At 60.9% G+C, this 13,858-nt stretch carries 9 protein-coding genes and 1 tRNA gene; 2 read left to right on the top strand and 8 right to left on the bottom strand.

Annotated features, from left to right (window positions below):
* Positions 1 to 65: 65 nt before the first annotated feature.
* The 5 genes from AC3RCJ_RS14765 to tig form a co-directional block, all read right to left on the bottom strand.
* Entirely contained in the window at positions 66 to 338 is a 273-nt protein-coding gene (locus AC3RCJ_RS14765; protein WP_010398442.1) for an HU family DNA-binding protein, read from the bottom strand.
* A gap of 204 nt (positions 339 to 542) precedes the next feature.
* Positions 543 to 2,954, bottom strand: coding sequence for an endopeptidase La (gene lon, locus AC3RCJ_RS14760; protein WP_492963774.1), 2,412 nt, complete (start codon positions 2,952 to 2,954; stop codon positions 543 to 545).
* Between the two features lie 273 nt (positions 2,955 to 3,227).
* Entirely contained in the window at positions 3,228 to 4,496 is a 1,269-nt protein-coding gene (gene clpX / locus AC3RCJ_RS14755; RefSeq protein WP_492963772.1) for an ATP-dependent Clp protease ATP-binding subunit ClpX, read from the bottom strand.
* A 200-nt stretch (positions 4,497 to 4,696) separates the two neighbouring features.
* Entirely contained in the window at positions 4,697 to 5,314 is a 618-nt protein-coding gene (clpP, locus tag AC3RCJ_RS14750; protein ID WP_374106380.1) for an ATP-dependent Clp endopeptidase proteolytic subunit ClpP, read from the bottom strand.
* A gap of 85 nt (positions 5,315 to 5,399) precedes the next feature.
* The gene (gene tig, locus AC3RCJ_RS14745; protein WP_492963770.1) at positions 5,400 to 6,740 is read right to left on the bottom strand and encodes a trigger factor; all 1,341 of its coding nucleotides are present in this window, start codon (positions 6,738 to 6,740) and stop codon (positions 5,400 to 5,402) included.
* Positions 6,741 to 7,342: 602 nt separating this feature from the next.
* Here tig and AC3RCJ_RS14740 point away from each other — a divergent pair.
* Positions 7,343 to 7,525: a hypothetical protein gene (locus tag AC3RCJ_RS14740; RefSeq protein ID WP_492963768.1), complete on the top strand. Its 183-nt coding sequence runs from the start codon at positions 7,343 to 7,345 to the stop codon at positions 7,523 to 7,525.
* Positions 7,526 to 7,546: 21 nt separating this feature from the next.
* On the top strand, positions 7,547 to 9,061 hold the full coding sequence (locus AC3RCJ_RS14735; protein WP_492963766.1) for a hypothetical protein: 1,515 nt from the start codon (positions 7,547 to 7,549) through the stop codon (positions 9,059 to 9,061).
* Positions 9,062 to 9,116: 55 nt separating this feature from the next.
* Here the strand turns inward: AC3RCJ_RS14735 and AC3RCJ_RS14730 are convergent.
* From AC3RCJ_RS14730 to AC3RCJ_RS14720, 3 genes are all read right to left on the bottom strand, one after another.
* Positions 9,117 to 9,199, bottom strand: a tRNA-Leu gene (locus AC3RCJ_RS14730).
* Positions 9,200 to 9,497: 298 nt separating this feature from the next.
* Entirely contained in the window at positions 9,498 to 12,611 is a 3,114-nt protein-coding gene (locus tag AC3RCJ_RS14725) for an efflux RND transporter permease subunit (RefSeq protein WP_492963765.1), read from the bottom strand.
* Complete coding sequence (locus AC3RCJ_RS14720; RefSeq protein ID WP_492963763.1) at positions 12,608 to 13,771, bottom strand: efflux RND transporter periplasmic adaptor subunit; 1,164 nt, start codon at positions 13,769 to 13,771, stop codon at positions 12,608 to 12,610. The genes AC3RCJ_RS14725 and AC3RCJ_RS14720 overlap by 4 nt, the downstream gene beginning before the upstream one ends.
* Positions 13,772 to 13,858: the final 87 nt, after the last annotated feature.

Raw genomic sequence — 13,858 nt, 5'->3', positions numbered from 1 at the left:
CTGAAATCGCGGCACCCGGAAGCGCCGCCAAATGTTTCCGGTGATTGTCACCTCACCGAAGTCCGTTAGTTTACAGCATCCTTCAAAGCTTTACCAGCTTTAAATTTCGGAACTTTTGCAGCTTCGATGGTGATCGCTTCTTTGGTACGCGGATTGCGGCCGGTACGCTCAGCACGCTCGCTGACCGAGAAGGTACCAAAACCAACCAGCGTCACGCTGTCGTTGTTTTTCAAAGTTTCCGTCACGCCGCCGATAACAGCGTCGAGTGCGCGCGCAGCGGCGGCTTTGGAAATGTCAGCTTTTTCAGCAATGTGGTCGATCAATTCAGTCTTGTTCACTAGCATCCCCAATTACAAAGGTATAAAACGTTTACCGTATCGTTGCGGCACTTTTGGCACCACAGCTGTCCGGCGAAAAAAATGTGCAGGCGTATTAAACAAGCCACACTGTATATGTGTCAAGCGCTTTGGGGGCGCAATTCACGTTTCAATATAAAACAAGCGCTCTAAAAGCGCTTGTTCGGGGAAAACGGCGGTAAAACGTTAGTGTTTTACCACCTCGCCAGCCGCGTCAGGCTTGGCGGCGGCGGCCGTGACGGCCTCCACCGCAGCCACTTCGGCCAGTGCTTCAGGCATGCGCTCGAGGGCGATTTCCAGCACTTTGTCGATCCAGCGCACCGGCACGATCTCCAGCTTGTTCTTGACGTTGTCCGGAATCTCGGCCAGGTCCTTCACGTTCTGCTCCGGAATCAGGACCGTCTTGATGCCGCCGCGATGGGCCGCCAGCAGCTTCTCTTTCAGGCCGCCGATCGGCAGCACTTCGCCGCGCAAGGTGATCTCGCCCGTCATCGCCACGTCGGCGCGCACGGGGATGCCCGTGAAGACCGACACCATCGCCACCGTCATGGCCGCGCCGGCCGAAGGACCGTCCTTCGGCGTCGCGCCTTCCGGCACGTGGATGTGGATGTCGCTCTTCTCGAACACGTCCGCCTTGATGCCCAGGCGCTGTGCCCGGCTGCGCACCACCGTGCGGGCGGCCTCGATCGACTCCTTCATGACGTCGCCCAGGGTACCCGTGCGGATGATGCCGCCCTTGCCCGGCATCGACACGGCTTCGATGGTCAGCAGATCGCCGCCCACTTCCGTCCATGCCAGACCGACCACCTGGCCCACCTGGTTTTCTTTCTCCGCGACGCCAAAATCATAGCGGCGCACGCCGAGGAACTTGTCCAGGTTCTTCGAGTTGACGATGACTTTCTTGTCGGATTTCTTCAGCAGCAGCATCTTCACCACCTTGCGGCAGATCTTCGACACTTCACGCTCGAGCGAACGCACGCCCGCTTCCCGCGTGTAGTAGCGGATGATGTCGCGCAAGGCCGACTCGGCCACCGAGATTTCGTCTTCCTTCAAGCCATTGTTCTTCACCTGCTTCGGCAGCAGGTAGCGCTGCGCGATGCTGGTCTTCTCGTCTTCCGTGTAGCCGGACAGTCGGATCACTTCCATGCGGTCAAGCAAGGCTGGCGGAATATTGTACGAGTTCGACGTGGCCACGAACATCACGTCGGAGAGATCGAAATCGACTTCGATGTAATGGTCGGAGAACGTATGGTTCTGTTCCGGGTCCAGCACTTCCAGCAGGGCCGACGACGGGTCGCCACGGAAATCGGCGCCCATCTTGTCGACTTCATCGAGCAGGAACAAGGGATTGCGCACGCCGACTTTCGACAGCGATTGCAAGATCTTGCCCGGCATCGAGCCGATGTAGGTGCGGCGGTGGCCGCGGATCTCGGCTTCGTCGCGCACGCCGCCCAGGGCCATGCGCACGAACTTGCGGTTCGTCGCGCGGGCGATGGACTGGCCCAGCGAGGTCTTGCCGACGCCCGGAGGACCGACGAAGCACAGGATGGGCGCCTTGAGCTTGTCGACGCGCTGTTGCACCGCGAGGTATTCCAGGATGCGTTCCTTGACCTTGTCGAGGCCGTAGTGGTCGCCTTCGAGCACTTTTTCCGCATTCGCCAGGTCGTTATTGACCTTGGATTTCTTTTTCCAAGGCAAATTGACCAAGGTATCGATGTAGTTGCGCACGACGGTGGCTTCGGCCGACATCGGCGACATCAGCTTGAGCTTTTTCAACTCGTTGGTGGCCTTGTCGAGCGCTTCCTTCGGCATTTTCGCCGAAGCGACTTTTTTCTCCAGCTCGTCGAGGTCGGCACCATCCTCGCCCTCGCCCAGCTCTTTCTGGATCGCCTTGACCTGTTCGTTCAGGTAATACTCGCGCTGCGACTTTTCCATCTGGCGCTTCACGCGGCCACGGATACGCTTTTCCACCTGCAGGATGTCGAGCTCGCCTTCGAGCTGGCCCAGCAGGTGCTCGAGGCGCTTGGCCACGCTGAAAATCTCCAGGATGACTTGCTTTTGCTCAAGTTTCAAAGGCAGGTGCGCGGCCACGGTGTCGGCCAGGCGGCCGGCATCGTCGATGCCCGACAGGGAGGCAAGGATTTCCGGCGGAATCTTTTTGTTCAGTTTGACGTACTGGTCGAACTGCTGCACGATCGCGCGGCGCATGGCTTCGACTTCCGACTCGTCGCCCGGCTCGGACTCGAGCGGCGTCAGGTCGGCGATGAAGTGCGTCGGCGCATCGCTGATATGGTTGATACGGGCACGCTGCGCACCTTCGACCAGCACCTTGACGGTGCCATCGGGCAGCTTGAGCATTTGCAGAATATTGGCGACGCAGCCAATTTCATAGATATCCGAAGGAGACGGCTCGTCCTTCGCGGCTGCTTTTTGAGCGGCAAGCATGATGCTCTTGCCCTGCTCCATCGCAGCTTCCAGCGCCTTGATCGACTTTGGACGGCCAACGAACAGCGGTATCACCATATGCGGGAAAACGACGACATCCCGCAACGGCAATAACGGCAGTTGAGTTTGCTCAGTTAATTTGGAAGTTGTCATGGCGTACCTTATAGAAAGCGTGTTTACGATGTTGGCGCTCGCTGCCAAAACACAAGACCGGCGAGAATAAATAATTCTGTGAAACAAACATTTTGTTCATTTCGCAAAACACACCCGCATGACTGTAACAAATGCAGTTGTAACAGTAAAAAAGCCACGCGCAGCTAAGCGCCGCGAGTGGCTTTCCGATTGAAGCCTGCACTCATTGATTTAAATTGTACTGCCATGCCTTAAGGAATCAAAACCCTTTTTAAGCATTTGTCTCGGCAGTAATCAATTTTCTCCGGAGGCCTTGGCAGTCTCTTGATAAATCAACAAAGGTTTGGCGCCGCTGGTGATGGTATTTTCGTCGATGACGACTTTCACCACATTTTGTTCGCTCGGCAGTTCGTACATGACGTCCAGCAAAGCGTGCTCGAGGATGGAGCGCAGGCCGCGTGCGCCGGTCTTGCGCGCCAGCGCCTTCTTGGCGATCGCATGCAGGGCGGCCGGACGAATCTCCAGTTCCGCGCCTTCCATGTCGAGCAGCTTCGAATACTGCTTGATCAGCGCATTCTTCGGCTCGACGAGGATCTGGATCAGCGCCTCTTCCGTCAATTCCGCCAGGGTGGCGATGACGGGCAGGCGGCCCACCAGTTCCGGGATCAGGCCGAACTTGACCAGGTCTTCCGGTTCCGCCTGCAACATCAGTTCGCTGGCCGAGCTTTGCGACTTGCTGCGCACGGTGGCCGAGAAGCCGATGCCGCTCTTTTCGGAACGGTTGGCGATCACTTTCGACAGGCCGTCAAAGGCGCCGCCGCAGATGAACATGATGTTGGTCGTGTCGATCTGCACGAAATCCTGGTTCGGATGCTTGCGGCCGCCCTGTGGCGGCACGGAAGCCATCGTGCCTTCGATGAGTTTCAACAACGCTTGCTGCACGCCCTCGCCCGACACGTCGCGCGTGATGGACGGATTGTCGGACTTGCGCGAAATCTTGTCGATCTCATCGATGTAGACGATGCCGCGCTGGGCTTTCTCGACGTCGTAGTTGCAGCTTTGCAGCAACTTCTGGATGATGTTTTCCACGTCCTCGCCCACGTAGCCGGCTTCCGTCAGGGTCGTGGCATCGGCGATCACGAACGGCACGTTGAGCATGCGCGCCAGGGTCTGGGCCAGCAGGGTCTTGCCCGAGCCGGTAGGACCGACCAGCAAGATGTTGCTCTTGGCCAGTTCGATGTCGTCTTTCTTGCCCAGGTGCTTGAGGCGCTTGTAATGGTTGTACACGGCCACCGCCAGGATGCGCTTGGCGGTTTGCTGGCCAATCACGTACTGGTCGAGCAAGGCCGCAATTTCTTGCGGCGTCGGCAAATCCGACTTGGTGCCGGTCACCGTCTCGATGCTCGACGTTTCATCGCGGATGATGTCGTTGCACAAGTCGATGCACTCGTCGCAAATGAACACGGACGGGCCGGCGATGAGTTTCTTCACCTCGTGCTGGCTTTTGCCGCAGAACGAGCAATACAGTAGTTTTTCGCCGCTAGAGGATTTTTTGTCTGACATAAGGCATTTTGGTTGGAACTGCATTAACAATATTGCAAAATCGCAAGCCGGAGTGCGGCAGTTGCCCGCAAGGGCAGCCACCCATGGCGCAAGTCAACAACGTGCACAAGCTCCATGCTACCCGAAATAAAAGCGAAACGCCCGAACGTTTGATCGCCCGGGCGTTTACTTACAACCTTAGCAATACCGGTAGGGGCTCATCAAGCGCGGCTGGTCAACACTTTGTCGATCAAACCATACTCAACGGCCTCGTCGGCGGACATGAAACGGTCGCGGTCGGTGTCCTTGGCGATCTGTTCGATCGACTGGCCCGTGCGCTCGGCCATGATGCCGTTCAAGCGGGTACGCAGGTAAAGGATTTCCTTCGCCTGGATCTCGATGTCGGATGCCATGCCCTGCGAACCACCGGACGGCTGGTGTATCATGATGCGCGAGTTGGGCAGCGAGAAACGCTTGCCCTTGGCGCCGGCGGCCAGCAGGAAAGCGCCCATGGAGGCAGCCATGCCCGTGCACAGGGTCGAGACATCCGGCTTGATGAACTGCATCGTGTCGTAGATGGCCATGCCGGCCGAGACCGAACCACCTGGCGAGTTGATGTAGAGCGAGATTTCCTTTTCCGGATTTTCGCTTTCCAGGAACAGCAGCTGGGCGACAACCAGGTTGGCCATCTGGTCATTGACCGGGCCGACCATGAAAATCAAGCGTTCCTTCAGCAGGCGCGAGTAAATATCATACGAGCGCTCGCCGCGACCGCTTTGTTCCACCACCATCGGCACCAGGCCGAGCATCTGTGTGTCCAGCGCTGGATTACGGTTCATACCTGTCATTTCATTTCCTTGTGAAGCAGTTAGAGGGCGCCGCCCCGGCCTTGCGGCCGGGAGCGGCGTCCGGATACCAACTGGTTTACGCTTGTGCGTTGCTTCCCATCAGTTCGTCGAAAGCAACTGCTTTCGTCGTGACTTTCGACAGGCCCAACACGTAAGTGACGACGTTTTCTTCCAATACAAGGGCTTCGATCTCACCCAGACGACGACGGTCGCTGTAGTAGTACTTCAGCACTTCGCGCGGATCTTCGTAGCTTTGGGCGAAATCTTCGATCTGCGCCTTGACTTGCTCAGGCGTAGCCTGCAGCTGGTTGTCGCCCACCAGTTGCGACAGGATCAGGCCCAGGCGTACGCGACGCTCGGCTTTTTCCGCGAACAGTTCTGCTGGGAAAGGCACGTCCTTGACGTTCATGCCGCGCTGCGCCATGTCCTGGCGGGTCATTTCGGCCAGACGCTCGGAATCCTGGGCGATCAGGGTCTTTGGCACTTCCAGCTCAGCAACTTTGATCAGCGCGTCCATGACGGCTTCCTTGTTGCGTGCTTTTACGCGGCCAGCGACTTCGCGCTGCAGGTTGACTTTGATGTCTTCGCGCATTTTGGCCAGGTCGCCATCGGCAACGCCCAGCGATTTGGCGAATTCGGCATCGACTTCCGGCAGGTGCGCCCATTCCAGCTTTTGCAGGGTGATGGTGAACGAGGCGGTTTTGCCGGCCACGTCCTTGCCATGGTAGTCTTCAGGGAACGACAGCGGGAAAGTCTTGGACTCGCCCACTTTCAGGCCCAGGGTGGCTGCTTCGAATTCCGGCAGCATGCGGCCTTCGCCCAGCACGAAAGCGTAGCCGTCAGCTTTGCCGCCCGGGAATTCAACGCCGTCGATGGAACCGACGAAGTCGACGGTCACGCGGTCGCCATTGGCGGCAACTGGCTCGCCGCCGTCGCCGTGTTCGCCAGCTTCGCCCTTGGTGTGGAAGTGCACGCGCTGCTTGCGCAGGATGTCGATGGTCTTGTCGATTTCGGCTTCCGACACTTCCGCTTGCACGGTTTCGATTTCCACGGCCGTCAGGTCGCCGATGACGACTTCCGGATACACTTCGAACGTGGCGTCGAATGCCAGCTGGCCTTCGGCCGCTTCTTCTTTCGGCACGATGTTCGGGAAGCCGGCCACGCGCAGATTGTTTTCGTTGGCGGCGTCGTTGAATGCGCGGCCGACTTTATCGTTCAGCACTTCGGATTCAATCTGGTAGCCGTATTGTGCCGCGACCATTTTCAACGGCACTTTGCCCGGACGGAAGCCCGGTGCCTTAGCCGTACGGGCTTGCACTTTCAGGCGCTTCTCAACTTCCGTGCGGACGTCCGTCAGCGGGAAGGAGATCGTGATACGACGTTCGAGTTTGCCCAAGGTTTCGACTGCAGTTGCCATGTAAAAAATCGTCCAAAAAATAAGATACTGTTTGTGCGAGAAAAGAAGACCCGACCCCTTGCGCCATCACTGGCGGCAAGACATGGGTCCAGCTTCACTCGCTCGCATATTCATCTGTAAAAGCATTGAAAACAGGACGATGGACCTGGTCTACCCGGCTGAGGGAAAACCCGCACCAGGCACCAAACAATCCGCCGCTTCCAATACTGCGACAGGGCTCCGAGCGTCCAGCCATGCTTCAAGGTAAATCGCAGGGCCGGCCATCATTCGGTAAAGCGTGGCATTATAACAAAGGACTTCGGAGAAGTGGCTGGCTTTGCGGCCCGGCCACAGAGGATGCCAGCGGCGGCGAACGAATCGCCGCAGCCTGGGTCTGCCCTGTCTTTACTCTTGCCCCGGCATTCATTATTTCGCCAGAGACAGGCTTTCCAGCCTGCTTCGTTCATTAGTATATGCGAACTGTCGCTCCGTCCGAAACAAAGAAATGCGCTCGCGGCGAAGATTTCGGGCAAAAAACCTTTGATTTGCCTCAATTTGGCCATTTTTCAGGCAAACCTAAGTCCTTGCGCGCCGCTCCAAGTGAATTTAAAGGAGAAAACATCATGAGCGATAGCGCACCCGGCAGTTCCAGCAACGCCAAAGCCAAGCTGCATATGGTCCTCGGCCGCCTGCTCGACGGCGTTTCCGATGAGGATCTGCAAAAAATCCAGACGGAAGTCGATGAAATGGAATTGCGCATGAAGGGCGACGGCCACCACGACCACGACCACCCGACCGTCGCCTGACCCGGCCGCGCCGTGCCGCCCATGCAGAGCGTTCGCGCCGCGCCACCGGACGCCGGTGTGCTGGGCGCCGTGGAAACGGCGCTGGCCAGCCACCGCGCCTTTGGCGACAGCGACTACATCCGCTGCCAGCTGGCCGTCGCTTACCGGCGGCGGCTGCACAAGCTCGGTGACACCCTGCCCGAGGCCGCACGGCTGGCCAACGGGCTCGACGCGGCGGCGCCCGCGCGCCAGCGCCAGCTGCTGGGCGACACGGTGCTGCGCTGCGCCGTCCAGCACGCCATGCGCCAGCTGCATCTGGGCGACGATTACGGCTTGCCGCTGCCGCAATGCGCGACGCTGTTCCAGCAGGCCCACGCGCACCTGCGCGCGGACCTGCCCGGCGGGCCGCTGGTGGCCCACCTGCCGCCCATGGCGCGGCTGCACGCCGCGGGCAGCCTGCAGGATGAGGACACTTATATCTGGCATGCGTGGCAGGAAGACACGCCGTATGCGCGCGCCTTCCTTGCCGTGATGGACGACAACTATGGCGCGCCACTGGCCACGCCCACGCCGCAGGAACGGGTCCTGCTGCGCCGGGGCCTGCGCCTGCTGGAAACCCTGCTGCCCCGCCTGACAGCCAGCGCGCTTTCTCACGTGCAACTAATCGCCCTGTTCCCCAAGCTGGGCACCTGGCGCGGCAAGGCGTCCAGTTCGCAATTCCGCGTCAACGGCAGCGTGTTCCTGAACCAGGAACTGATCGGCAACCCCTGGTGGCTGGCCGAACACTTGCTGCACGAGTCGCTGCACCAGAAACTGTACGACTTCCGCCACGGCCACAGCCTGCTGGCGCCCGACTATGCGCGCGAGGATAGCGCCAAGGTCTGTTCACTGTGGAATGCGCCCGATACTGAGGGCAATCACTACTGGGATGCCCACCGCACCCTGGCCGCCTTTCATGTGTATGTCCACCTGGCCTTGCTGTGCCTGCTGGCGGAGCGGCAGGAAGCGGCGCTGGCGCCCCAGTACGGCCCCATCGGCCAGCACATGAGCGGCAGCCGGCGCGCCATCGACCGCGCCCGCTACCTGGGCGAGCAATTGCTGTCCGTCACCTGGCCCGAACTGGGACTGGCCGGACAGCAAATGACCCGCTGGCTGCTGGACGTGCTCGACGTGCTCGATACGCAACGGCGGCCCGGCGGCGCCACCCTGCATTTGCTGCTCGACCTGTACGAGCGCCAGAGCCGCAAGCTCGACACCTATCTGGCGCAGCAGCCGCCGCCGCGCGGCGACCTGCCGGCACTGCAGGCGCAACAGGAACTGGCGCAGGCACGGGCGGCCCTGCATCTGCTGGGGGACATGCCGCCCTGCACGCTAGACGCGGCGCACAGCTGGCCGCAAGCGCGGCAACAGGTGCTACAGGCGCTCATGCCGGTGGCGCACGATTGGACGGTGATGGAAAGAGCGGGCTACCCGCAGGCGCAGGCGCTGATCATGCAAATGGTGCAACAGTCGAGCCGGCAACTGGCGGCACTGGGCGCACTGGGCGCACTGGGCTGATGTATTGAGGGAAAATCCTGATGGTGCTGCACGTCCGGGCTGGAACAACCCGGATTGGTGCGGATGGGGAGACTCGAACTCCCAAGCCGAAGCACTGGCTTCTAAGACCAGCGTGTCTACCAATTCCACCACATCCGCATTTGCTACTACTTGCCACAGCCAGCTCCCCGGATTTTAACAACTCGGGAGCGATCTGGCTACCTTGCACTAAACGAGCAAGCCCGGAGCAAGCGCTCGGTAAAGCAAAGGCGGCATTCTACTGGATTTCCCAGAGGAATGCCGCCTTTTTTTGCTGCGCCTCAGCGCGCGCCACCGGTCAGTTGGCGCCATGTCCACCCCCAAAGCAAGCACGGGGGGCGTCCCTCAGGGTACGACCCCGGCATTTCCGCCGTTCGGGTGAACTGGCGCATGCGCCAGGCGGCCACGCCGCAGGGCACTACACCGCTGGCGCACCCGCCCCTCCCTTGTCCAGCGCCACCGGCCTCTTGACCCGGAACCAGGCCGCATACAGGGCCGGCAGGAACAGCAGGGTCAGGGCCGTTGCCAGGATCAGGCCGCCCATGATGGCGACCGCCATCGGTCCCCAGAATACGGAGCGCGACAGCGGGATCATGGCCAGCGCGGCGGCGGCGGCCGTCAGCACGATGGGGCGGCAGCGGCGCACGGCCGAGTCGATGATGGCATCCCATGGTGCCGAGCCATCGTTGATGTCTTGCTCGATCTGGTCGACGAGGATCACCGAATTGCGGATGATCATGCCGAACAGCGCGATGATGCCCAGGTTGGCCACAAAACCCAGTGGCCGGCCCAGCGCCAGCAAGGCAAAGGCGGCGCCCGCCACGCCCAGCGGCCCCGTCAGGAAGACCAGCAGGGAGCGCGAAAAACTGTGCAGCTGCAGCATCAGCAGGGTAAAGATGATGAAGATGGCCAGCGGCAGGTTGGCCGCGATCGACGCTTCCGCCTCGCCGCTGTCGGCCGCCACGCCCTTCACGGTGATGCGGTAGCCGGCGGGCAGCTTGGCGCGCAAGGCATCAAGCTGCGGCGCCAGCTGCGTCGACACGGTGGCGCCCTGGATGCCGTCGACCACGTCCGACTGCACGGTAATGGCCCATTCACGCTTGTCGCGCCAGACCACGCCCGGTTCCCACACAAAGTGCGCGCGCGCAATTTGCGAGATCGGCACGAACTTGCCTGTTCCGGTAGGAATATTCGTGTCATTCAGCACGGAAATGGTCGCCCGCTCGGCCAAAGGCTGGCGCACCTGGATATCGATCAGCTTGTTATCTTCGCGGAACTGGCCGATGACCGTGCCCGACAGAATGGTGTTGGCCGCCTGCATCACGGTTTTCGAGGTAATGCCCAGCGCACGCATCTTGTCCTGGTCCAGGTCCAGGCGCAAGACCTTCACCGATTCATTCCAGTTGTCATTGACGCCTGCCGTATTCGGATTGGCGCGCATGATGTCCTTGACCTGGTCGGCGATGGCCCGCACGCCTTCCACCTCGGGGCCGGTGACGCGGAACTGCACCGGATATGGCACCGGCGGCCCGTTCGGCAACAGCTTGACCCTGCCCCGCACTTCCGGGAAATCCTTCTTGAAGACGTCGATGATCTTCTGGCGCAGCCGTTCGCGGTCCGCCAGGCTCTTCGGCAGGATCACCACTTGCGACACGTTGGTCTGCGGGAATATCTGGTCCAGCGGCAGGTAGAAACGGGGACTACCGGTTCCCACATAGCTGGTCACGCTTTCCACACCGTCGAGCTTGCCGACGAAGGCCTCGAATTTCTTCACCTGCTTTTCGTTGGCGGCGAACGTCGTGCCTTCGGGCGACCACAGTTCCACCATCAGTTCCGGCCGGCTGGAATCGGGAAAGAATTGCTTTTCGATAAAATTGAAGCCATAGATGCCCAGCGCGAAGATGGCCAGGGTGGCGGCGATCGTCGTCTTGCGCCATTCCACGCACCAGGTGACGGCACGGCGGAAGCGGCGGAAGTTCGGCGTATCGAACAGTTCATGGTCGTTATGCGCGTGCGGCTTGACTTTCAGCAAGACGTAGCCGATGTAGGGCGTAAACACCACGGCCACCACCCAGGAAATGATCAGCGCCAGCGCATTGACGGAAAACAGGGAAAACGTGTATTCGCCGGCGGCCGACTTGGCCAGGCCGATGGGCAGGAAGCCCGCCACCGTGATCAGGGTGCCCGTCAGCATGGGCATGGCCGTCGAGGTGTAGGCGAACGTGGCCGCATCGAAGCGCGAATAGCCCTCTTCCATCTTGCGCACCATCATTTCGACGGCGATGATGGCGTCATCGACGAGCAAGCCCAGCGCGATGATCAGGGCGCCCAGCGAAATCTTGTGCAAGTCGATGTCAAGCATGCGCATGCACAGGAAGGTGACGGCCAGCACCAGCGGGATGGTCAGCGCCACCACCAGGCCCGGCCGCACGTCGATGCGCAGCGGCTTCGTGTGCAGGCCCAGCGCCACAAAGCTGACGGCCAGCACGATCAGGATGGCTTCGACCAGGGTGTGCACGAATTCGCCCACGGAGGCGGACACGGCTTCCGGCTGGTTCGACACGCGCTGCAGCTCTATGCCGACCGGCAATTCGCTCTTCATGCGCGTCACCGTTGCCTGCAAGGCCTTGCCCATGTCGATGATGTTGCCGCCCTTTTCCATCGACACGCCCAGGCCGATCACTTCCTTGCCATTGAAGCGCATCTTGTCCTTGGGCGGATCGACGAACTCGCGTTTCACCGTGGCAAAATCACCGAGGCGGAAGGTGGTGCCGTTGGCGCGCAGCTCCAGGTTTTCCAGGTCCTTGACGGTAAGCATGGCGCCCGTCACGCGCAATTGCAGATTGTCCGTCGGCGTGACCAGCACGCCCGTGGCATTGATCGTATTTTGCTCGCTCAATTGCTGCACGATGGCGTCGAACGGTATGCCCAGCTGGGCAAATTTCTTGTGAGAAAAGACAATATTAATCTTCTCGTCTTGCACGCCGAACAGTTCCACCTTGGACACCTGCCCCACGGCGAGCAGCTCCTGGCGCACCTTGTCCGCGTAATCCTTCATTTCCGCATAGGTAAAACCGTCGCCGGACAGGGCGAAGATGGAGCCGTAGGTGTCGCCGAACTCGTCATTGAAGAACGGGCCCACCACGCCGGCCGGCAAGCTGCCCTTGATGTCGCCGATCTTCTTGCGCACCTGGTACCAGGCGGCCGCCGTTTCCTTGGGCGGCGCCGATTCGCGCAGCTCCAGCAGGATCAGGGTTTCGCCCGGCTTCGAATAACTGGTGATCTCGTCGATGTACGGCGTTTCCTGCAGCTTCTTTTCCAGCTTGTCCGTCACCTGCTCGGCCATCTGCAGCGCCGTGGCGCCCGGCCAGTAAGCTTGCAGCACCATCGCGCGGAAGGTAAACGGGGGATCTTCGTCCTGGCCCAGGCTGGCATAGCTGAGCATGCCGCCGATCAGCAGCACGGCCATCAGGTAGCGGGTCAGCGGAATGTGTTCGAGCGCCCAGCGTGACAGATTGAAGCCGCCCTTCATTTGGCCGCACCCACGCTGACGGCGGCAGCGGCGACCTCAGGCTTGCCGGCCAGTTCGGCGCCGAGGATGCTCACTTTCTGGCCCGGCTTGAGCAGGTTGACGCCGGCCGTGACCACCGTCTGGCCTTCCTTCACGCCCGAGGTCAGCAGCAATTCATTGCCCGCCACGCCGCCCACCGTCACGGGCACCAGCTTCACGGCGCCGTTTTCCACCACCCACACGGAACTTTGCGATTTTTCATTGAACAGGGCCGTCAGCGGCACCTTGATTTGCGGCGTGGCCGTCTGCGAGGCGAACTGCACCACGGCCGTCATGCCCAGGCGTGCCTGCGGCGCGTCCGGGATGCTGACCTTGGCCAGGTAGGTGCGCGTGGCGGGATCGGCCACGGGCGACACTTCACGGATCTTGCCCGGCAGCGCCTGCTTGGGATCGGCCCACAGGCGCACGACCACATCCTTGACGCCGCGCAAGGTCTCGACCTTATCCTCGGGCATGCCGATCACCACTTCCTTTTCGCCGCTCTTGGCCACCTGCACCACGGGCGCGCCGGGCGCCACCACCTGCCCCACTTCGGCATCGATGCGCGTGACCACGCCGTCGACATCGGCCAGCAGGCTGGCATAGCCGGACTGGTTCGCCTGGCCCCGATACAGCGCTTGCGCCGCTTCCACGTTCGCCTGCGCCGCCTTGTACGTGGCATCCTTGCCATCGAGCACGGCCTGGCTGACGAAATTTTTCGCGCGCAAATCCTGGTAGCGCTTCAATTCCGCGCGCGCCAGGTCGCGGCTCGTTTCCGCGCTGACCAGCGACGCCTTGGCTTGCGCCTGCGACAATTGCAAGTCGGCGGGATCGAGCTGCATCAGCACCTGCCCCTTCTTGACGACGGCACCCACGTCGACCTTGCGCGCCACGATCTTGCCGCCCACGCGGAAACCCAGCTGCGAAGCGATGCGGGGCACGACCTCGCCGGCGAACTCCGCATTCACATCGACGTTACTGCTAGACAATACAATCGCGCGCACGGGGCGCACGTCATCCACTTTCACGGCAGGCTTGGAACAGGCGCCAAGGCTGGCCGCCAGGGCGGCGGCGGCAATCAGGCGCAATGCCGGTGGAACTGGCGCGCCGGTCTCGCGGCGCAGGGTTTTCAGGGCAAACAAGGTATTTTCCTTTACTATGCGGGCTGTTAGATTTTTATGCGAGGAAACTTTTTGCTTGCCGGATGAAGGGAGCCAAACTTTTTCGCA

The organism is Janthinobacterium sp. GW822-FHT07H11 (assembly GCF_058798615.1).
The sequence above is the reverse complement of the archived record's forward strand: the minus strand, read 5'-3'. Positions and strand labels throughout refer to the sequence as shown.

Coding starts and splice junctions, on each gene's coding strand:
- lon (WP_492963774.1), bottom strand. CDS start 2,954: ATGACAACTTCCAAATTAACTGAGCAAACTCAACTGCCGTTATTGCCG.
- clpX (WP_492963772.1), bottom strand. CDS start 4,496: ATGTCAGACAAAAAATCCTCTAGCGGCGAAAAACTACTGTATTGCTCG.
- clpP (WP_374106380.1), bottom strand. CDS start 5,314: ATGAACCGTAATCCAGCGCTGGACACACAGATGCTCGGCCTGGTGCCG.
- tig (WP_492963770.1), bottom strand. CDS start 6,740: ATGGCAACTGCAGTCGAAACCTTGGGCAAACTCGAACGTCGTATCACG.
- AC3RCJ_RS14740 (WP_492963768.1), top strand. CDS start 7,343: ATGAGCGATAGCGCACCCGGCAGTTCCAGCAACGCCAAAGCCAAGCTG.
- AC3RCJ_RS14735 (WP_492963766.1), top strand. CDS start 7,547: ATGCAGAGCGTTCGCGCCGCGCCACCGGACGCCGGTGTGCTGGGCGCC.
- AC3RCJ_RS14725 (WP_492963765.1), bottom strand. CDS start 12,611: ATGAAGGGCGGCTTCAATCTGTCACGCTGGGCGCTCGAACACATTCCG.